The 19086-nt window shown below is 71.9% G+C and carries 18 protein-coding genes and 1 pseudogene; 10 read left to right on the top strand and 9 right to left on the bottom strand.

Annotated features, from left to right (window positions below):
- The first annotated feature begins 74 nt into the window (after positions 1 to 74).
- The 4 genes from ACZ7L1_RS12725 (at position 75) to ACZ7L1_RS12710 (ending at position 4761) form a co-directional block, all read left to right on the top strand.
- Entirely contained in the window at positions 75 to 1025 is a 951-nt protein-coding gene (locus ACZ7L1_RS12725) for a cytochrome c oxidase assembly protein (RefSeq protein ID WP_471436606.1), read from the top strand.
- Positions 1026 to 1152: 127 nt separating this feature from the next.
- The gene (locus tag ACZ7L1_RS12720; RefSeq protein ID WP_471436604.1) at positions 1153 to 2709 is read left to right on the top strand and encodes a DUF6777 domain-containing protein; all 1557 of its coding nucleotides are present in this window, start codon (positions 1153 to 1155) and stop codon (positions 2707 to 2709) included.
- A 56-nt stretch (positions 2710 to 2765) separates the two neighbouring features.
- The gene (locus ACZ7L1_RS12715; protein ID WP_471436603.1) at positions 2766 to 4586 is read left to right on the top strand and encodes a serine/threonine-protein kinase; all 1821 of its coding nucleotides are present in this window, start codon (positions 2766 to 2768) and stop codon (positions 4584 to 4586) included.
- A 13-nt stretch (positions 4587 to 4599) separates the two neighbouring features.
- Positions 4600 to 4761: a hypothetical protein gene (locus tag ACZ7L1_RS12710; RefSeq protein WP_471436601.1), complete on the top strand. Its 162-nt coding sequence runs from the start codon at positions 4600 to 4602 to the stop codon at positions 4759 to 4761.
- 15 nt (positions 4762 to 4776) lie between these two features.
- Here ACZ7L1_RS12710 and ACZ7L1_RS12705 read toward each other — a convergent pair whose 3' ends face one another.
- From ACZ7L1_RS12705 to ACZ7L1_RS12690, 4 genes are read right to left on the bottom strand one after another with little or no spacing between them, the layout of a single operon-like run.
- Positions 4777 to 5982 carry a sensor histidine kinase gene (locus ACZ7L1_RS12705; RefSeq protein WP_471436599.1) on the bottom strand — a complete coding sequence of 402 codons (1206 nt, stop codon included), beginning with the start codon at positions 5980 to 5982 and terminating at the stop codon, positions 4777 to 4779.
- Positions 5979 to 7691, bottom strand: a complete 1713-nt coding sequence (locus tag ACZ7L1_RS12700) for a sodium/solute symporter (RefSeq protein ID WP_471436598.1) — start codon at positions 7689 to 7691, stop codon at positions 5979 to 5981. Before ACZ7L1_RS12700 ends, ACZ7L1_RS12705 begins: the two co-directional genes overlap by 4 nt.
- A 10-nt stretch (positions 7692 to 7701) precedes the next feature.
- The gene (locus ACZ7L1_RS12695) at positions 7702 to 8061 is read right to left on the bottom strand and encodes a hypothetical protein (RefSeq protein WP_471436597.1); all 360 of its coding nucleotides are present in this window, start codon (positions 8059 to 8061) and stop codon (positions 7702 to 7704) included.
- A 9-nt stretch (positions 8062 to 8070) separates the two neighbouring features.
- A complete protein-coding gene (locus tag ACZ7L1_RS12690) occupies positions 8071 to 8826 on the bottom strand; it encodes a LytR/AlgR family response regulator transcription factor (protein ID WP_471436595.1) in 756 nt (251 codons plus the stop codon).
- Between the two features lie 122 nt (positions 8827 to 8948).
- Here ACZ7L1_RS12690 and ACZ7L1_RS12685 point away from each other — a divergent pair, with 122 nt between their 5' ends.
- The 3 genes from ACZ7L1_RS12685 to rocD all read left to right on the top strand — a co-directional run bounded on the left by ACZ7L1_RS12685 (position 8949) and on the right by rocD (position 11627).
- On the top strand, positions 8949 to 9464 hold the full coding sequence (locus ACZ7L1_RS12685) for an Lrp/AsnC family transcriptional regulator (RefSeq protein ID WP_471436593.1): 516 nt from the start codon (positions 8949 to 8951) through the stop codon (positions 9462 to 9464).
- Between the two features lie 124 nt (positions 9465 to 9588).
- Complete coding sequence (gene ddaH, locus ACZ7L1_RS12680; protein WP_471436591.1) at positions 9589 to 10410, top strand: dimethylargininase; 822 nt, start codon at positions 9589 to 9591, stop codon at positions 10408 to 10410.
- A complete protein-coding gene (gene rocD / locus ACZ7L1_RS12675; protein ID WP_471436589.1) occupies positions 10407 to 11627 on the top strand; it encodes an ornithine--oxo-acid transaminase in 1221 nt (406 codons plus the stop codon). The genes ddaH and rocD overlap by 4 nt, the downstream gene beginning before the upstream one ends.
- Positions 11628 to 11924: 297 nt before the next feature.
- Here the strand turns inward: rocD and ACZ7L1_RS12670 are convergent, their stop codons facing one another.
- From ACZ7L1_RS12670 to ACZ7L1_RS12655, 4 genes are all read right to left on the bottom strand, one after another.
- Positions 11925 to 12401 (bottom strand): TIGR00725 family protein, encoded by a 477-nt coding sequence (locus ACZ7L1_RS12670; RefSeq protein WP_471436587.1) that lies wholly within the window; start codon positions 12399 to 12401, stop codon positions 11925 to 11927.
- 6 nt (positions 12402 to 12407) lie between these two features.
- On the bottom strand, positions 12408 to 15476 hold the full coding sequence (locus ACZ7L1_RS12665) for an FAD-binding and (Fe-S)-binding domain-containing protein (RefSeq protein ID WP_471436935.1): 3069 nt from the start codon (positions 15474 to 15476) through the stop codon (positions 12408 to 12410).
- A gap of 137 nt (positions 15477 to 15613) precedes the next feature.
- Positions 15614 to 16645, bottom strand: coding sequence for an SDR family oxidoreductase (locus ACZ7L1_RS12660; protein WP_471436585.1), 1032 nt, complete (start codon positions 16643 to 16645; stop codon positions 15614 to 15616).
- A gap of 58 nt (positions 16646 to 16703) precedes the next feature.
- Positions 16704 to 17033 carry a helix-turn-helix transcriptional regulator gene (locus ACZ7L1_RS12655; protein ID WP_471436584.1) on the bottom strand — a complete coding sequence of 110 codons (330 nt, stop codon included), beginning with the start codon at positions 17031 to 17033 and terminating at the stop codon, positions 16704 to 16706.
- 169 nt (positions 17034 to 17202) lie between these two features.
- On the opposite strand from ACZ7L1_RS12655, the gene ACZ7L1_RS12650 reads away from it, so the two are divergent.
- The 3 genes from ACZ7L1_RS12650 (at position 17203) to ACZ7L1_RS12640 (ending at position 18796) form a co-directional block, all read left to right on the top strand.
- Positions 17203 to 18048, top strand: coding sequence for an anti-sigma factor antagonist (locus ACZ7L1_RS12650; protein ID WP_471436582.1), 846 nt, complete (start codon positions 17203 to 17205; stop codon positions 18046 to 18048).
- A gap of 138 nt (positions 18049 to 18186) precedes the next feature.
- On the top strand, positions 18187 to 18555 hold the full coding sequence (locus ACZ7L1_RS12645) for a hypothetical protein (RefSeq protein ID WP_471436580.1): 369 nt from the start codon (positions 18187 to 18189) through the stop codon (positions 18553 to 18555).
- 46 nt (positions 18556 to 18601) lie between these two features.
- Positions 18602 to 18796, top strand: a complete 195-nt coding sequence (locus tag ACZ7L1_RS12640; RefSeq protein WP_471436579.1) for a hypothetical protein — start codon at positions 18602 to 18604, stop codon at positions 18794 to 18796.
- Positions 18797 to 18828: 32 nt separating this feature from the next.
- On the opposite strand, the pseudogene ACZ7L1_RS12635 reads toward ACZ7L1_RS12640, so the two are convergent.
- Positions 18829 to 19086 (bottom strand): annotated as a pseudogene (locus ACZ7L1_RS12635) (L-serine ammonia-lyase, iron-sulfur-dependent, subunit alpha); the annotation flags it as partial.

Here is a 19086-nt window from a genome sequence, read left to right as displayed (position 1 = left end):
GCGGTTCTACTCTGGGTGCGGACAGACAGCTGTGGACAGACAGCGCACAACCCCCACGAAACAGGAGCCGGCGGATGGATCACAGCGGGCACGGCATGACCATGGATCTGCCGCCGTTCACGCTGGGGCGGGGGCTCGTCTGGTCGACGGACCCGTTCTTCCTCGTCGCCTGCCTGGTGGGGCTCGGGCTGTACGGGTGGGGCGTCGTCCGGCTCGTGCGCCGCGGGGACAAGTGGCCGGCCGGCCGGACCCTCGCCTACGTCGTCGGCGTACTGATCGTGCTGCTCACGATGTGCACCAGGCTGAACGACTACGGCATGGTCATGTTCAGCGTGCACATGGTGCAGCACATGCTGACCAGCATGCTGGCGCCGATCCTGATCCTGCTCGGTGCGCCGATCACCCTGGCCCTGCGCGCCCTGCCGACCGCCGGCCGCGGCCGCAAGGGGCCGCGCGAGCTGCTGCTGATGCTGCTGCACAGCCGCTACCTGCGGATCATCACGCACCCGGCGTTCACCATCCCGCTGTTCATCGCGAGCCTGTACGGGCTGTACTTCACCCCGCTCTTCGACTTCCTGATGGCGTCCAAGGCCGGGCACATCGCGATGATGGTGCACTTCCTCGCCGTCGGCCTGGTGTTCTTCTGGCCCATCATGGGCATCGACCCGGGCCCGCACCGACCGGGGCATCTGATGCGGATGCTGGAGCTGTTCGCGGGTATGCCGTTCCACGCGTTCTTCGGCATCGCGCTGATGATGGCGTCCACACCGATGGTCGACGCCTACCGGCACCCGCCCGCCTCACTCGGCATCGACGCCCTGGCGGACCAGACGTCGGCCGGTGGCATCGCCTGGGCGTTCAGCGAGGTCCCGTCCGTGCTCGTGCTGCTTGCGCTGCTGTTCCAGTGGTACCGGTCCGAGCAGCGGCAGGCCAAGCGGCAGGACCGGGCCGCGGACCGCGACGGCGACAGGGAACTCGAGGCGTACAACGCCTATCTGGCCTCACTCAACGCACGCGGCCGCTGAGTTCCGTCACACCGCTGAATTCCCTTTCTTTTCAGGCTGCCTGAAGTACCGCTCCATTCGGTAGCCTGGTGCGGTGACGCCCTGCCGCCGCTCTGCAGGGCGCGGGGGACCGCAGGGGGGAGCGGTGATGACGATGCGCGCGTCTCTGCACAGGGCGGGTAAATCCCTGGCCCGAAGGATCGGCGTTCTGCTGGTCGCGGTACTGGTCGTCGCCGGATGTGGAAAAAGCGCACAGACGTTCGTGGTGAAGGCCGTCGCCGTCGGGATTCCGTCGCTGAACCCCTTCTTCGACGAGCACAGCGGTCTCGGGCACGACGCCAGGATCCGTATCCGGGAGGTGCCCGGAGGCCTGCAGGCCGGGGACACGCCCGGGCTCTACGGCGGTTCCCGGCAGCCCACGATCTGTGACGTCGAACGGCTGAAGGAATTCCTCACCGATCCCGCGAACGACCGCAAGGCAAAGGTCTGGGCGCAGGTCCTCGGAATTACCCGGGCACAGATCCCCGACTATCTCGACCGGCTCACACCGGTCCTGCTGCGTCACGACACTCTCGTTCAGAACCACGACTACAAGAAGGGCAGGGCCACCCCTTTCAACTCGCTGCTCGAGGCCGGAATCGCCGTATTGGTGAACGACCAGGGGCAGCCCACGGTGAAATGCTCCTGCGGAAACCCTCTGCGCCCGTTCCAGGGCGACCCCACACGGATTTCGGTCACATTCGAGGACGGCACCAGGAAATGGGCCGGATATGACCGTTCCTCTGTCGTGGCGGTCAGGCCCGCTACGCGGCCGCTGACCCGGCTGGTGCTCGTCGACGTCGACGACCCGGGCCGCGGGATCAGCCGCCCTGTCGGGACGGCCGGTGGTCACGACTCCCCGTTCGACGTCCGGGTGCGGCACCGGGTACCCCGGGTGACGGGGATGCCGTTCGCCGAGGCCGGCCGGCGGCTGACGGACCTGGGACTCGCGGTCGCCTACGCCGGGAAGGGGGCGCCGCCCGACGAGGCCGTGGTCACGGGTTCGGATCCCGGGCCGGGCACCGAGCTGGCGTTCGGGCAGTACGTCACGCTGTCGGTGGACACCGCCACGGCGGACGGAACCGGCCGCGGCACCAGGGCGACGTCCACTCCCCCGTCGTCGGGCGGGACGACGACACCGGGGAAGGGCGGCAGCACCTCGCCCTCGACGCCGGCCGACAGCGGGAAGGTCTCCTCCCCGCCGGCGTCGGGCGGCTCCTCCTCGCCAACAAGCGGCTCCTCCTCATCCCCGGGGAGCGGCGCAAGCACCTCGGGCGGTTCCTCACCGTCCAGGACCACCCACCCGCCCGCGTCGAGCAGCGCGGCTCCGTCCGGTACGGCGCCCGGGGCGAGCGGTCCCCCGACCACCGGCACACCGGGCTCGAGCAGCGCGCCCGCGACGTCGGCGCCCGGCCCTTCCAAGAGGCCCGGCTCACCCAGGTCGCCCGGCCCGTCGAAGTCGCTCGACCCGTCGGAGCCCCCCGGCCCGTCCAAGCCACCCGACCCGTCCAAGCCATCGAAGCCCGGCACCTCGGCGCCCGAAACCAGCAGGCCGTCGACCGGCACGCCACCGACCGGCAGACCCGCCACGAGCAAGCCCGCCACCGGCGCACCCACCACCGGCGCACCGGCCACCAGCGCGCCACCGGTCGCACACAGCGGGTGATCGGCCGGCCCACGGACGTCCCGCACCACCGCCGCATCAGACCGGGGAGCGACGCGATGCCATCAGGATCACCGCAGTCGGGAGTGGGCCGGACCATCGCCGGTCGTTACCTCCTGCTGAACCGGCTCGGCAGCGGCGCCATGGGCCATGTGTGGCGCGCCCATGACCAGCGGCTGGACTGCGAGGTCGCCCTCAAGGAGGTCGCGTTCCGCAACCCGGTGGAGGCGATCGAGGAGCGGGCCACCCGGGTCGCCCGCGCCCGGGCCGAGGCCCGGCACGCGGCCGGGCTGCGCGGGCATCCGCACGTGGTGACCGTGCACGACGTGCTGGAGCACGAGGGCCTGCCGTGGATCGTCATGGAGTACGTCCCGGGCGCGCTCGACCTGCGCGAACTGGTCCGTCGTCGCGGCCCGCTGGCCCCCGCGGAGTGCGCCCGCGTCGGGCTCGCCGTGCTGGACGCCCTGACCGCCGGGCACGAGCGGGGCGTCATGCACCGGGACGTGAAGCCGGCGAACATCCTGCTGGCACCGGACCGCGGCGGGGCCCCGTACGCCCGGGTCCTGCTCACCGACTACGGCATCTCGGTGCAGCCGGACGCGGGCGAGCCCCGGTACACACTGACGTCCGCACTCGTCGGCACGCCCGGCTATCTGGCGCCCGAGCGTGCGACCGGCGGGCCGCCCACCGCGGCGGCCGACCTGTTCTCGCTGGGCTGCACCCTGTACTTCACGGTCGAGGGGTGCGGGCCCTTCGAACGGGACACCCAGCTCGCCGAGATCACCGCGGTGGTCCTGGAAGAGCCCCGGCCCCCACTGCGGGCCGGGGCTCTGGGGCCGCTGCTGTCCGCCGTACTGGTCAAGGACCCGGCCCTGCGGATCACGGCGGCGGACACGGCAACCGCCCTGACGGCGATCGCGGCTCCGAGCCGCCCGGTCCCGGGCACGCGGACGCGATGGGCACGTCCGCACGCGCCGACGCGGACCTCGCACAGCCCGACGGCAGGCGGCCTGCCGACGTCCCCGGCCGCGCCCTCCCCGCCGAACGGGCAAGCACACCACCCCCGACGCGCGCACCTCCTGCGCGCCCTCCTGGCCTGCGCCCTGGGTCTGGTGCTCGCCCTGGGCGGGGTCTGGTACGCGGTGGTGCACCCGTCGGGCGGTGGGGCGGCCAAGCCGTACGGGGACGCCGTCGGCCTCGCGCGGCCCCTGAAGGACGGTGACTGTGTGGTCGCCGACTGGCCCGGGAGCCCCTTCCAGGGCGGTCCTCCGCGGCTGACCGTGGATCCGTCCTGCTCCGAGAGGACTCCGGACGGGCAGGTGATGGCGCTCGTCACCAGCCCGTCCGCGGACGAGGCCCGTCGGCACGGGCCCGACGCGTGCGAGCAGCGCACGCAGGAGGTCCGCGAGAAGCTCGCCGACGTGCGCGGGTACGCCATCGTCCCGACCCGGTCCGGGTTCGAGGCTGCCGGGCGGCGCACCGCGTGTCTGGTGCTGGGCGCGCACGGGCCGGTGTACGGGCCGCTCGGGGACCACCGCAAGCCGGGGATGCCGTTCGTGGACACCGCCGACATGCAGAAACGGGACTGCCTGGACGCGCCCTCCCTGCGGGTCGCCCGCCTCGTCTCCTGCACGGGCACACACGACCAGCAGGTGCTCGGCTTCACCCGGCTCGGCCCCGACACCACCCTGACCGAGGCCAAGAGTCTGTCCGACGCGGCGTGCGCGCGGGACGTGCCGCCGAAGGACTACGGCTTCGATCCCTCCCGCTACGAAGCCGCGTCCTGGACGGGCACGAGCGCCTGGTTGTCCGGAACTCATCTGGTCGTCTGCACCGTGCGCAAGCAGAACGGGGGCACCATGGGTAAGGACGAACCATGAGGAGGGTGTTGCCATGCCCGGTTCCACGAAGGCGATGGGGGTGCTCACCGTCGGTGCGCTCGTTGTGGTGACGGCCTACACGGTGGCGCTCGGCAGCAGCGGCTGGCTGTGGTTCGGCTGGGTCGTCCTCGGCCTGATCACGCTGGGCATGGCGGTCACCACCCGCAGTCCCTGACTCAGACACCGGCTCTCACGGGCGCGGCAGCCGCCCCGCCGAGTGCACCCCCGGCTGGTACTTCGGCAACCGGATCGTGATCTTCATGCCCGCTCCCGGCGCGGTCTCGATGACAAGTGCGTGCTCATCGCCGTAGACCTGGCGCAGCCGGTCGTCGACGTTGGACAGTCCGATGCCGGCGGACGGGCTGATCTCCCCGGCGAGGATGCGGCGCAGCAGCTCCGGGTCCATTCCCGCGCCGTCGTCCTCGATGACGACCAGGGCCTCGGCGCCCGCGTCCTGCGCGGTGATGCCGATGTGCCGCTGGTCGGTGGTGCCCTCCAGGCCGTGCTTGACGGCGTTCTCGACGAGCGGCTGGAGGCAGAGGAAGGGCAGGGCGACCGGCAGTACCTCCGGCGCGATCTGCAGGGTGACCGTGAGCCGGTCGCCGAAGCGTGCCCTGACCAGCGCCAAGTAGTGGTCGATGGCGTGGAGTTCGTCGGCGAGCGTGGTGAAGTCGCCGTGCCGGCGGAACGAGTAACGGGTGAAGTCCGCGAACTCCAGCAGGAGTTCACGGGCGCGCTCGGGGTCGGTGCGCACGAACGAGGCGATGACGGCCAGCGAGTTGAAGATGAAGTGCGGGGAGATCTGGGCGCGCAGGGCCTTGATCTCGGCCTCGATGAGCCGCGTACGGGACCGGTCGAGGTCCGCCAGCTCCAGTTGTACGGAGACCCAGCGGGCCACCTCCCCCGCGGCGCGGACGAGGACCGCGGACTCGCGGGGCACGCAGGCGACCAGCGCGCCGTGGACGCGGTCGTCGACGGTGAGCGGTGCGACCACGGCCCAGCGCAGCGGGCAGTCGGGTGCGTCGCAGGTCAGCCGGAAGGCCTCGCCGCGGCCGGTCTCCAAGGGCCCCGAAAGCCGCTGGAGCACCTCCTCCCGGTGGTGCTCCCCCGCGCCGTCCCAGGCCAGCACGGTCTCCCGGTCGGTGAGGCAGAGCGCGTCGGTGCCGAGCAGGGAGCGCAGCCGTCGCGCGGACTTGCGGGCGGTCTCCTCGGTGAGCCCGGCACGCAGCGGGGGTGCGGCCAGGGAGGCGGTGTGCAGGGTCTGGAAGGTGGCGTGCTCGACGGGGGTGCCGAGCCCGCCGAGGCGCTCGGGGCGGGCGGTGCGCCGGCCGAGCCAGAACCCTGCGGCCAGCAGGGGCAGGACGGCCACGCACAGCCCGGCGAGGAAGCCGCTCACGCCGTCACCTCCGTCCGCAGTTCCTCGGGCAGGTGGAACCGGGCCAGGATCGCCGCCGTCCCGGCCGGCACCCGCCCGGGCGTGGCCAGGGACACCAGCACCATGGTCAGGAACCCCAGCGGCACCGACCACAGCGCGGGCCAGGCGAGCAGGGCGTGCAGGGTGCCGCTGCCGGGATAGCCCGCCATGGTCGCCGCCACCGCGAGGAACGCCGCACCGCCGCCGGCGAGCATCCCGGCCGCAGCGCCCGGCGGGGTGAGCCGGCGCCACCAGATGCCGAGCACGAGCAGCGGGCAGAACGACGACGCGGACACCGCGAAGGCGAGGCCCACCGCGTCGGCCACCGGCAGCCCGCCGACCAGCACGCTCGCCGCCAGCGGCACCACCATCGCCAGCAGCGTGCCGAGCCGGAAGTGCCGCACGCCCCGCGTCGGCAGCACGTCCTGGGCGAGCACCCCCGCCACCGCCATGGTCAGCCCGGAGGCGGTGGACAGGAACGCGGCGAAGGCGCCGCCCGCGAGCAGTGCGCCCAGCAGGTCACCGCCGAATCCGCCGATCATCCGGTCGGGCAGGAGGAGGACGGCGGCGTCGGCGTCGCCGGTCAGGGTCAGTTCGGGGGCGTAGAGCCGGCCCAGGGCGCCGTAGACGGGCGGCAGGAGGTAGAACGCACCGATCAGGGCGAGTACGGCCACGGTGGTACGGCGGGCGGCGACCCCGTTCGGGCTGGTGTAGAAGCGGACGACGACGTGGGGCAGGCCCATGGTGCCGAGGAAGGTGGCGAGGATCAGCCCGTACGTGGCGTACAGCGGGCGTTCCGCGCGACCGGAGACGAGCGAGGTGGACATGCCGCCGTTGCTGCCGTGCTCGGCGACGGGGACGGGGTCGCCCCGGGTGAAGGTCAGCCGGGTGCCGCGCTCGATGCGATGGGTGCCGGCGGCGAGGTCCGCGCGCTGTCCGTCGTACCGGCGGCCGTCGACGGTGCCCGAGGCGGTGACGGCGAGCGGGCGGGGCAGGATCAGGTCGAGGGTGTCGTCGATGCGTACCACGCGGTGCTCGCGGAAGGTCGCCGGTTCGGCGAACGCCTCGCGGGGTGCGCCGTCGCCCTGCCAGGCCAGCACCAGGAACAGGGCGGGGACGAGCAGGGCGGTGAGTTTCAGCCAGTACTGGAACGCCTGGACGAAGGTGATGCTGCGCATGCCGCCCGCGGCGACGGTCGCCACCACCACGACGGCGACGATGATCCCGCCGAGCTGCTGGGGACCCCCGGTGAGCACGGTCAGGGTGAGTCCGGCGCCCTGGAGCTGGGGCAGCAGGTACAGCCAGCCGACGCCGACGACGAACGCCCCGGCGAGCCGCCGCACCGGCTGGGAGGCGAGCCGGGCCTCGGCGAAGTCGGGCAGGGTGTAGGCGCCTGAGCGGCGCAGCGGCGCGGCGACGAACAGCAGCAGGACGAGGTAGCCGGCGGTGTAGCCGACCGGGTACCAGAGCATGTCCGGGCCCTGGACGAGGACGAGTCCGGCGATGCCGAGGAAGGAGGCCGCGGACAGGTACTCGCCGCTGATCGCGGCCGCGTTCAGGCGGGGGCCGACGGCTCTGGAGGCGACGTAGAAGTCCGAGGTGGTGCGGGAGACGCGCAACCCGAAGGCGCCCACGAGGACGGTCGCGAGGACGACGAGGGCGACGGCGGGGACGGCGTAGTTCTGGTTCACTGCCCTGGCCTCAGCGGTCCTCGACGAGCCGGACGAAGTCCTTCTCGTTGCGTTCGGCGCGGCGCACGTACCAGCGGGCGAGCAGGATCAGCGGCGGGTAGAGGCCGAACCCGAGCACCGCCCATTGCAGACCGCCCGTGCGGGTGGCGGCGAAGAACAGGGGAAGGGGCCCGATCAGGAGCACCAGCACCGTGAACACGACGAGGGCCACGCGGAGTTGGCTGCGGATCAGTGATCGGACGTAGGTGTGGCCCAGGGTGGTCTGCTCGTCGATCTCGGTGCGCGGGCGGTAGTAGCCCAGGGCGCGGCGGCGTCCGCTCCGGGGCGGCCCGGTGACGACGACGCGGCGTTCGGTGGGATCTTGCGGCACGCCGTCCCCCTAGCCCGCGGTCCGGCGTATCAGCATCTCCCGCAGTTCGCGGGCGTGCCTGCGGCTGACCTGGAGTTCGACGGAGTCGACGAGGACGCTCACGGTGCCGGTGTCCAGCCGGAGTTCCTCGATGTGCCGCAGGGCGACGAGGTGGCGGCGGTGGATGCGGACGAATCCACGCGAGCGCCACCGCTCCTCCAGCGTGGACAGCGGGATCCGCACGAGGTGGCTGCCCTGGGCGGTGTGCAGGCGGGCGTAGTCGCCCTGCGCCTCGACATGGGTGATGTCCTCCACGGGCACGAACCGTGTCACGCCGCCGAGTTCCACCAGGATGTGATCGGGATCCGGCTCGTGCACCGGGATCAGCGGCGTGGTCTCCCTGAGCTGTTCGGCGCGGCGCACCGCCTCCGCGAGCCGCTCACGGCGTACGGGCTTGAGGACGTAGTCGACGGCCTTGAGGTCGAACGCCTGCACGGCGAAGCCTTCGTGCGCGGTCACGAACACGACGAGCGGGGGCTTCGCGAACCCGGTGAGCAGCCGGGCCATCTCCAGGCCGTCGAGGCCGGGCATGTGGATGTCGAGGAAGACGACGTCGATCGCGTCGGGGCCGTCGGGCCCGCACTCCAGGGCGCGGTTGATGCGGCGCAGCGCCCCGGTGGCGTCGCCCGCGCCCTCCACGCTGCCGATCCTGGGGTCCGCGCGGAGCAGGTAGAGCAGTTCCTCGAGCGAGGGGCGTTCGTCGTCGACGGCGAGGGCGCGCAGCATGAAGGTGGAGTCTAGGAGCAATCCTCAGTTGGGGGCATGTGCGGAGCACGGACGTGCTCGCTGGATCGATGGCGGCGCGGCGCCGGGCACGGCGGTGGTCCGGGTCTCGTTACAGTGCCCGCATGAACAGCAGGCCGGCATCGTTCGACGAACTCGACCGGAAGATCATCACCGCTCTGATGGCGAACGCCAGGACCAGTTTCGTCGAGATCGGCGCGGCCATCGGCCTGTCGTCCACGGCGGTCAAGCGCCGGGTGGACCGGCTGCGCGAGACGGGTGTGATCACCGGGTTCACGGCCACGGTGAAGCCGTCGGCGCTGGGCTGGCGCACCGAGGCGTACGTCGAGGTGTACTGCGAGGGCGCGGCGCCGCCCCGGCGGCTGGCGGAGGTGGTGCGCAACCATCCGGAGATCACGGCGGCGATGACGGTGACCGGCGGCGCGGACGCACTGCTGCACGTGCGGGCGAGGGACGTCGAGCACTTCGAGGAGGTGCTGGAGCGCATCCGCGCGGAGCCGTTCATCCGGAAGACGATCAGTGTGATGGTGCTGTCCCACCTGCTCCCGGAAAGCCCGGAGGCGGGCGCGACCCAGGCCGCGCCGGACGGCGCCGCGGACGACGCAGCAGACGTGCGCTGACGGGCCCCAAGACGCAGCATTGCTGCGCGAACACGCAGCTCTCGTTGCTTGTCGTCCGTATCCACCGCTTCCTACCTTGGTGTCAACCCTCAGTCGACACTCCAGGAAACGGAGGAACCCCTCTGTGCCTGACAGCCGTGTGCCGCGCCGGCGGCGCTTCCTCGTCTGCGAACCCAGACACTTCGCCGTGCAGTACGCGATCAACCCCTGGATGCATCCAGACACCACGGTCGACGTGGATCTGGCCCATGAGCAGTGGCAGGGGCTGATCCGCACCTACCGCGCCCACGGCCACGCCGTCGACGCCGTGGACCCGGTCCCCGGTCTGCCGGACATGGTGTTCGCCGCGAACTCGGCGGTCGTCGTCGACGGCCGGGTCTTCGGCTCCCTCTTCCACGCGCCCGAGCGGCGCCCCGAGTCCCTCCACTACGAGACGTGGTTCAAGGCGGCCGGTTACGACGTCCACCGCCCGGAGTCCGTCTGCGAGGGGGAGGGCGACCTGGTGTGGACCGGCCGGTACCTGCTGGCCGGCACCGGGTTCCGTACGACCCGGGAGGCGCACCGTGAGGCGCAGGAGTTCTTCGGCCACCCCGTGATCAGCCTGACGCTGGTGAACCCGTACTTCTACCATCTGGACACCGCGCTGTTCGTCCTCGACGACGACAACGTCGTGTACTACCCGGAGGCGTTCTCGCCGGGCAGCCGGGAGGTGCTGGCGCGGCTGTTCCCGGACGCGGTGCTCGCGACGCACGAGGACGCGATGGCGTTCGGCCTGAACTCCGTCTCCGACGGACGCCATGTCTTCATCGCGCCGAAGGCGGAGGCGCTGGCCTCACGCCTCGCCGACCAGGGTTACGACCCCGTCCCCGTCGACCTGTCCGAGTTCCACAAGGCCGGCGGAGGCATCAAGTGCTGCACCCAGGAGATCCGGGAGACCCGTTCATGACCGCACCCGCCCGTACGCGTACGTCCGCCGAGCTGATCCAGGCCGAGGAGCCCGTCCTCGCGCACAACTACCACCCGCTGCCCGTGGTCGTCGCCCGCGCCGAGGGCACCTGGGTGGAGGACGTGGAGGGCCGCCGCTACCTCGACATGCTCGCCGGGTACTCGGCCCTCAACTTCGGTCACCGCAACCCGGTGCTGATCGAGGCGGCGCACCGTCAGCTGGACCGACTGACGCTCACCTCGCGGGCCTTCCACAACGACCAGCTGGCCGAGTTCGCGGAGTCCCTGGCGGAGTTGACGGGCCTGGACATGGTGCTGCCGATGAACACGGGCGCGGAGGCGGTGGAGAGCGCCGTCAAGGTGGCCCGGAAGTGGGCGTACGAGGTCAAGGGCGTGCCGGCCGACCGGGCGACGATCGTGGTGGCGGCCGGAAACTTCCACGGCCGTACGACGACGATCGTCAGCTTCTCCACGGACGAGACGGCGCGGGCGGGATTCGGGCCGTTCACGCCGGGCTTCCGGATCGTCCCGTACAACGACCTGGCGGCGCTTCGGGCGGCGGTCGACGAGACGACGGCGGCCGTGCTGATCGAGCCGATCCAGGGCGAGGCGGGTGTGGTCATCCCCGACGAGGGTTATCTCACCGGGGTCCGGGAGCTCACGCGCCGGGCAGGGTGCCTGTTCGTCGCGGACGAGATCCAGTCGGGTCTCGGGCGCACCGGTCGCACCCTGGCCGTGGAGCACGAGGGCGTGCTGCCGGACGTGCTGCTGCTCGGGAAGGCGCTCGGCGGCGGGATCGTGCCGGTGTCCGCGGTGGTGGCGCGCCGGGAGGTGCTCGGGGTGCTGCGGCCGGGCGAGCACGGATCGACGTTCGGGGGCAACCCGCTGGCCGCGGCGGTCGGTTCGGCGGTCGTCGGGCTGCTGAAGACGGGCGACTTCCAGCTGCGGGCCGCCGAGTTGGGTGTGGTGCTGCGGGACGGGCTCACCTCGCTCGTCGGCAAGGGCGTCGTGGGCTTCCGCTCGCGCGGGCTGTGGGCGGGCGTGGACGTCGACCCGGTGATCGGCACGGGGCGCGAGATCAGCGAACGTCTGATGGCGGAGGGGATCCTGGTCAAGGACACCCACGGCTCGACGATCCGCCTGGCGCCGCCGCTGACGATCACCGAGGAGGAGCTGCGGTCGGCGCTCGGGGCGCTGGAGAAGGTGCTGACGGCTTGAGCGCCGTGCCGCACTGGGGTTGATTCGCCCCCGGCCCCCCCTACCCCTCCCGTCCCCAGGGGGCTCCGCCCTTCGACCCCGCTGGGGCTTCGCCCCAGACCCCGTTTTCGGTGGCCGGCCCCCGGACCCCCGCTCCTCGAACGCCGGAGGGGCTGAATTCTCAAACCGTCTGGGGGTCCCCCTGCTCGAAGAGCTTGGGGGGAGTTCGAGGACGAGGCCGCAAGGCCGACCGCGGGGGTCCGGGCGCTGGCCCCAGGGACGGGAAGGGTAGGGGCGGCGGGGGCGAGAACATGTCGGTCAGGGCCAGAGCCCCGTCACGTCCAGCGCCTCCGCCGGCGTCCGCGCGTACCGTACGCCGGGCACCTCACGCCCGTCCGCGTCCACGAGGCGCCAGCCGTCGCCGAGCTGGACGACGGGCACGCCGCCCCGGCGCATCGCCAGGGCCAGTTCCGAGAGCGTCCCCCAGGAGCCGCCGACCACGACGACGGCGTCCCCGCTGTGCACGATGACGCTGTTGCGTGCCTGCCCGAGGCCGGTGGCGATCGCGACGCTCAGGTCCGGCCCGGCGCCGGTACGGTCGGCCCCGGGCAGCACCCCGACGACGACACCGTCGCGCGACCGGGCACCCGCCGCGACCGCGGCCATCACCCCGCCGTGCCCACCGCAGATCACCACGGCCCCGCGCTCCGCCAGCAGCCGGCCCACCTCGTACGCGAGGGCCCGCTCGTTTTCCCCGCACTGCGCGGGCCCGCACACCGCCACCTGTACCGCCATGGCAGGTCAGGTACGCCGCCTCAGGCGGCGGGCGAGGACTGCCGCGGGGGCCGCGGTCAGCGCGGCGGCGACGGCCGTCGCCGCCCAGGCGCCGAGGCGTGAGGGCGGCGCGGGGCGCTGCGCCAGACGCTCGGGCAGGTCCGCGGGCAGGGTTCCGTCCAGGCCGAGGGCCAGCGCCTCGGCCAGGTGCAGGGCCCGACGGCCCGTGCCGCCCTGCTCGATCTGGGTCCGGCAGCTGAAGCCGTCCGCGAGGACCAGGCCGGACGGGGCGGCCCCACGCACGGAGGGCAGGACGCCCTGTTCCCCGACGGCCATGGACACCTCGTGGTGGCCGCGCTCGAACCCGAAGTTGCCGGCGAGCCCGCAGCAGCCCTCGTCGAGGACCTCGGCGTCGAGGTGGGCGCGCCGCATCAGCTCCTGGTCGGCGTCGAACTTCATGATCGCGTGCTGGTGGCAGTGGGTCTGCACGGTCGCCTGCCGGGACAGCGCGGGTGGCCGCCAGTCGTCGGGGGCGTGGTGGACGAGGTGTTCGGCGAAGGTGCGGAACTGCCCGGCCAGGCGCTGCACGTCCTGGTCGGCGGGCATCAGTTCCGGCGCGTCGGCGCGGAAGACGGCCGTACAGGACGGTTCCAGGCCGATGACGGGGGTGCCCGCCTCGATCCACGGGCGCAGGACGTCGAGGGAGTGCCGTAGGACCTTCTTCGCCACCGTGAGCTGCCCGGTGGAGATCCAGGTCAGGCCGCAGCAGACGGGCCTGGTGGGTACGGCGACCCGGAAGCCGGCGTCCTCCAGGACCCGCACCGCGGACCGGGCGATCGCGGGGTGGAAGTAGGTGCTGAAGGTGTCGGGCCACAGCACGACGGCCCGCGGGTCGCCGGGGTCCGGTTCTTCGCTGCCGCGCGCCCGCCACCACTGCAGGAACGACTCCTCGGCGAACACGGGGGCCTGGCGCGCGCCGTCGACGCCGGCCAGCCGTTTGCCGGCGGCGGCCAGTCCGGGCGCGTGCAGCAGGCTGTTGACGACCGGCGGGGCGAGGCGGGAGAGCCGGGCCCACACCGGCAGCCAGCCCATGGAGTAGTGGGCGGCCGGGCGGGGCCTGCCCTCGTAGTGGTGGGCGAGGAATTCCGCCTTGTAGGTGGCCATGTCGACGCCGGTGGGGCAGTCCGCCTTGCAGCCCTTGCACGCCAGGCACAGGTCCAGGGCGTCGCGGACCTCGGTGGAGCGCCAGCCGTCGGTCACGGCGGAGTCCGCGTGGCCCTCGAGCATCTCGAACAGCAGCCGCGCCCGGCCTCGCGTGGAGTGCTCCTCCTCCTGAGTGGCCCGGTAGGACGGGCACATCACCCCGCCCTGGTGGCTGCGGCAGTTGCCGATGCCGACGCAGCGCAGCACGGCGCGGGTGAAGGAGTGTTCGTCCTCCGGGTAGCCGAAGTGCGTGTCCAGGGTGGCGGGCCGCCAGGCGGAGCCGAGCCGCAGCTGGCCGTCGACGGGGTTGGGGTCGACGACCTTGCCGGGGTTCATCCGGTTGTGGGGGTCGAAGAGCGCCTTGAGTTCCCCGAACGCGGCCACGAGCCGCTCGCCGAACATGCGGGTGAGCAGCTCGCCACGGGACTGGCCGTCCCCGTGCTCGCCCGACAGCGAGCCGCCGTAGGAGGCCACGAGGTCGGCGGCGCGCTCCAGGAAGCGGCGGAAGTCGGCCACACCCTCGGCGGTCTTCAGCCCGAACGGGATGCGGGTGTGCACACAGCCCTGCCCGAAGTGCCCGTACAGCGAGGGGTGGTCGTAGTCGAACTCCTCGAACAGCCCCTTGAGGTCGCGTAGGTAGTCGCCGAGGCGGTCGGGCGGTACGGCGGAGTCCTCCCAGCCCTCCCAGGTCTCGCGGTCGTCCGGGGGCCGCGCGGTGACCCCGAGTCCGGCCTCGCGGGCCTTGAGCATCCTCTGCTCGCGCTCGGGGTCGTCGGAGAAGGCGACGGTGGATTCCTTCTCGTTCCGGCCGGCCGCGCGCAGCAGCGCGTGCGCCTTCTCGTCGGCCTCCTCCCGGCTGTCGCCGCTGAACTGCAGCAGCAGCCAGCTGTCCCCTTCCGGAAGGGAGTTGAGGGACTCCAGGTAGGCGTGCTCCTCGCGCATCAGCTGAGCCATCCGCCCGTCCAGGGCCTCCAGCTGGCTGGGTGAGCAGTGCTGAAGGAGGTGGGGGACGTCGTCGGCGGCGGCGCAGATGTCCTCGTATCCGAGGACGAGCAGCGACTGGTAGCGGGGCACCGGGACCAGGTCGAGTTCGGCGCGCAACACGGTCACCAGCGTTCCCTCGCTGCCGACCAGGGCCTTGGCGACGTCGAAGCCGTTCTCCGGGAGCAGGGAGTCCAGGTTGTATCCGGAGACGCGGCGCGGGATCTTCGGGTAGCCCTTGCGGATGTCCGCCAGGTACTCGGTGACGATGCGGTCGAGGCCGTCGTAGATCTCCGCCCGGCGCCCGCCCTCGGCGGCGATCTGCACCCGCTCGGCCTTCGAGGTCGGCCCCACCCACATGCGGGTCCCGTCGTAGGTGAGGACCTCCAGACGGCGTACGTTGTCCACCGTCTTGCCGTACGCCTGTGCCGACGCCCCGCACGAGTTGTTGCCGATCATGCCGCCGAGCGCGCAGTGGCTGTGCGTGGAGGGTTTGGGACCGAACTGGAGGCGGTGATCGGCGAGTTGGCGGTTGAGCTCGTCCAGGACCAGGCCGGGCTCCACGACGCAGGTGCGGGCGTCGGGATCGACCGACACCAGGGCGTCGCAGTACTTGGTCCAGTCGATGACGACGGCCTTGTTCGTCGTCTGGCCGGCCAGACTGGTGCCGCCGCCCCGGGACAGGACGGGCGCGCCGAACCGCGCGCACACCTCGACCGCCCGGGCGCCCGCCTCCACACCGCGCGGGACGACGACGCCGATGGGGACCTGGCGGTAGTTGGAGCCGTCCGTGGAGTACGCGCCCCTGCTGCCCGCGTCGAACCGGATCTCCCCGTCCACGGCACTGCGCAGCGCCGCCTCCAGCCCGGCCACGTCGAGGGCGGTTCCCGCCCGGCCGAGGGCCGGGGACATGTCGTTGCGGGATGTCAGGGCCATGGATCGAGACCGCCTTCCTGCACCGTTGGACTATGCAAGGGAGTTTCGCGATCCGTGCCGCCCAAACGGGCGCAGATGGGCGACAGCGGGCCCCCTGGCGGCCCCCACGGGGATCAGCCGACCTTGCGGCCCTGCAGCGGTGCCGTCGGGGCGCCGGCGCCCTCCTGCAGCCCGTGCAGGAACTCCTCCAGCACCTCGGTCGCCGTCCGCCGCGGCTGCCAGCCGAGCACGGTGCGCGCGCGGGCGCAGTCCATGAGGGGCAGCCTCAGGACGGCGTCGAAGAGGTGGGGTGAGGCGGGCAGCAGCCGCAGTCCCCAGGCGGCGGCGATCGCCGATCGTGCGGCCGTGCGCGGCAGCCGTACGGGGCGGGACCCCAGCAACTCGCCCAGGATCTCGGCGTCGAGGGGCGGATCGGCGGCCAGGTTGAAGGCGCCCCGGACTTCGGTGTGGATGGCCAGCTGGTAGGCACGGGCCGCGTCGTCGGTGTGCAGGGCCTGCACGCGGAGCCCGTGGATGTCCGGCAGGAAGGGCAGCAGTTCCGGGCGGGCCAGCGGTCCGGGCAGGAACTTTCCGCCGAAGATGCGCCGCTGTTCGCTCGCCGATTCACGTTTGAACAGGAAGGCGGGCCGCATCCGTACGACCCGGATCCCTGGGTGCCGGAACTCGAAGGTGTCGAGATACCGCTCCAGATAGGCCTTCTCCCGGGTGTAGGCGGCGTCGGGCCAGCCGTGTGTGGGCCAGGACTCGTCCACGGAGCGGTTCTTGGGCCCCGGGGAGTAGGCCCCCACCGAGGAGGCGTGCACCAGTGTGGGCACCGTGGCGGTGGCGGCGACGGCCTCGAAGACCCGGATGCTGCCGAGGACGTTGGTCCGCCAGGTCGCGACCGGATCGTGCGTCGGCTGGAACGCCCACGCCAGGTGCACCACCGCGTCGGCGCCCCGGAACTCCCGTACGAGATCGACGTCCTTCGCCGCGAGGTCGACCTTCGACCACTCCACGCGGTCCGGGCCGAGGTCGGGGATGCGGCGCGCCAGGCCCCGTACGCTCGCGACGGCCGGATCCTCGGCGAGCAGCCGCACGAGGCTGGTGCCCACGTTGCCGGTGGCACCCGTCACCACGATCTTCCTGCCTGCTTCGGTGCTCACTTCGGGCTCCTCTCGGTGGCCGGTGACCGGGACCTGCGAGTACCCATGGTGAGGGGCGTTACTGCTGTTGGCGCTGCCTGCTGTGTTCGGCGTCCTGCTGGACGAGGAGGGCGAGCAGCTCGGCCACGGTCAGGCTGGCCTCCGCGGGGTGGCGCAGCGGCGTACCGGGCTGGATGTGGTACGTGTTGCTGCGCCCCTCACGGGTGTGCGTGAGATAGCCGTCCTGCTCGAGATCGGCGATGATCTTCTGAACGGCACGTTCCGTCAGCCGGCAGTGGGCCGCGATGTCACGGATGCGGACACTCTGATCGTCGGCGATGGCCGCCAGCACGCGTGCGTGGTTGGTGAGGAACGTCCATCCCGTATGCGGCTCACGCACTCCACCCATGCATAGAGAGTATGCGCTGCGATTCACGAATACAAAAAGGTGAATTCGAATTCGTGTATCCCTTGACATATGACCCGGGGCGGGCAGAGCCTGGCTAGGGGGTGCCCGGCGGGAATCGACGGACACCCCTGGGTCGGGGGCGCGGTATGGGCGAGCTCGGGAGGCTGCCATGGACGAGCGCGTACTTCCCGAGCCCGACAGCTCGGACGGTGACGTCCGGGTCACCTGGGCGCACCCGCCGCAGCACCTCCTGCCCCCCTGCCTGCGGGTCGAGAGCCACCAGGACGGGGACCGGGTGGCCGTGACCGTGTCCGGTGAACTGGACATCGACACCGAGCAGGCTCTGCAGGACGCCCTGCGGGAGGCCCTCCGGCGCTCGGTGAGAGGTGTCGACGTGGATCTCGCCGACGTGGACTTCTGCGACTGCTCCGGCCTCAACGTGCTGCTGAGCGCCAGGCGCCAGGCCCTGACCGACGCCAAGACGCTCACGCTCGGCCCGACCGGCCCCTCCGTGGACAGACTGCTGTCGCTGACCGGCACGCGGGCCCTGTTCGACACCTCCCCCACCGTCGGTACGGCCGCGGGAGACGGCCAGGACAGGCGGCTCCGGCAGCGGCACGGCCCTCTGCGGCGACAGGAGCGGCCAGAGGACCCCGACCTGGACCCGGACAGCGCCCCGGACCCGGCCGATGACCAGCACCGGGACCTGGGCCTGGACCCGGCGAACGAGCGGGACCTGCACATCGAGCTGGTCCAGCTCAGACGGGCCATGCAGACGCGGCCGGTGATCGACCTGGCCCGGGGGGTGCTGATGGCTTCCTTCGCGCTGAGCGCACAGGACGCCTGGGACGTCCTGGTCACCGTCTCCCAGAAGACCAACACGAAGCTGCACAACGTCGCCGAGGACCTGGTGGCGGCCGTCAACGGCGACGCTCCGCCCGGCCCGCTCCGCCTGGAGCTGGCGGCCGCGGTCACCGCGCTCAAGGAGCCCTCGAGCGCGCGCCCCGCGGACTGAGGTCCGCCGCCCGGTGGGGTGTCGGGGGGGCGGTTCGGGAGGTGCCGTTCCCCCGCCCGGGTGCATACCCGGGGGGCGCCACCACCCGTCGGCGCTGCGCGCGCCGCCTCGGAAACAGCGGCAGGGTAAGCCTTCCCCATGACCTTCAAGAGCCCCGCCCACCGCGGCGGCCCCGAGCGCGGGATGTTCGAGGAACTGGCGGAGAGAGCCTCAAACTTGACCAGCTCTCCCCTCTTCTTCCTGATCTGCTTGGCCTTCGTCGGCTTCTTCATCGCCGCGCACGCCGCACATCTGCCCCTGGAGCTGCTGCTGCTCGCCGGGGAGTCGATGACCGGGGTCACCCTCCTCCTTCTCGCCCTGCTCAAGAACTCGGAGATGCGGGCGGAGCACGCCATCCAACGCAAGCTCGACGCCATCGCGCGTGCCCTGCTGGACATGAACGAGGACAGGGACAGCCGCGCCCTGAGGGAGCTCAAGGAGTCGATCCGCATGGAGGAAGAGACATAATATGGACATAACATGAAATTTATCGATATGACAGGAGTGAGCCGATATGACCGACCGAGAGCATGGCCGGTACGCGGACGACTCCGGCCACCTCAAGGACATGACCGAGGAAACCCTCGGCGCCCAGGAACAGGCACGCCAGGAGCGTCAGCACCGGCTCGAGCAGCAGAGCGGCCGCCGGGCGGACGACGAGTCCACCTACCCGGAGCTCTTCGACCAGGGAGACGACGACTATCTGTGAGGGCCGTTCCCGTGCTGTGACCGACCGCTTCTTCAGCACTCGATGACGTTGACGGCGAGGCCGCCACGGGCGGTCTCCTTGTACTTGACCTTCATGTCGGCTCCGGTCTCCTTCATGGTCTTGATGCCCTTGTCGAGGGAGACGTGATGTCGGCCGTCGCCGCGCAGGGCCATCCGGGCGGCGGTCACGGCCTTGACCGCCGCCATGCCGTTGCGCTCGATGCAGGGGATCTGGACCAGGCCGCCGACCGGGTCGCAGGTCAGGCCCAGGTTGTGCTCCATGCCGATCTC

Source organism: Streptomyces sp. NPDC107546 (assembly GCF_055639175.1).
This window is presented reverse-complemented; position numbering and strand designations above follow the sequence as displayed.

Bases quoted from the DNA above. Each gene is read 5' to 3' on its own strand.
- ACZ7L1_RS12725 (WP_471436606.1), top strand. From the start codon at position 75: ATGGATCACAGCGGGCACGGCATGACCATGGATCTGCCGCCGTTCACG.
- ACZ7L1_RS12720 (WP_471436604.1), top strand. From the start codon at position 1,153: ATGACGATGCGCGCGTCTCTGCACAGGGCGGGTAAATCCCTGGCCCGA.
- ACZ7L1_RS12715 (WP_471436603.1), top strand. From the start codon at position 2,766: ATGCCATCAGGATCACCGCAGTCGGGAGTGGGCCGGACCATCGCCGGT.
- ACZ7L1_RS12710 (WP_471436601.1), top strand. From the start codon at position 4,600: ATGCCCGGTTCCACGAAGGCGATGGGGGTGCTCACCGTCGGTGCGCTC.
- ACZ7L1_RS12690 (WP_471436595.1), bottom strand. From the start codon at position 8,826: ATGCTGCGCGCCCTCGCCGTCGACGACGAACGCCCCTCGCTCGAGGAA.
- ACZ7L1_RS12685 (WP_471436593.1), top strand. From the start codon at position 8,949: ATGAACAGCAGGCCGGCATCGTTCGACGAACTCGACCGGAAGATCATC.
- rocD (WP_471436589.1), top strand. From the start codon at position 10,407: ATGACCGCACCCGCCCGTACGCGTACGTCCGCCGAGCTGATCCAGGCC.
- ACZ7L1_RS12670 (WP_471436587.1), bottom strand. From the start codon at position 12,401: ATGGCGGTACAGGTGGCGGTGTGCGGGCCCGCGCAGTGCGGGGAAAAC.
- ACZ7L1_RS12665 (WP_471436935.1), bottom strand. From the start codon at position 15,476: ATGTCCCCGGCCCTCGGCCGGGCGGGAACCGCCCTCGACGTGGCCGGG.
- ACZ7L1_RS12655 (WP_471436584.1), bottom strand. From the start codon at position 17,033: ATGGGTGGAGTGCGTGAGCCGCATACGGGATGGACGTTCCTCACCAAC.
- ACZ7L1_RS12650 (WP_471436582.1), top strand. From the start codon at position 17,203: ATGGACGAGCGCGTACTTCCCGAGCCCGACAGCTCGGACGGTGACGTC.
- ACZ7L1_RS12645 (WP_471436580.1), top strand. From the start codon at position 18,187: ATGACCTTCAAGAGCCCCGCCCACCGCGGCGGCCCCGAGCGCGGGATG.
- ACZ7L1_RS12640 (WP_471436579.1), top strand. From the start codon at position 18,602: ATGACCGACCGAGAGCATGGCCGGTACGCGGACGACTCCGGCCACCTC.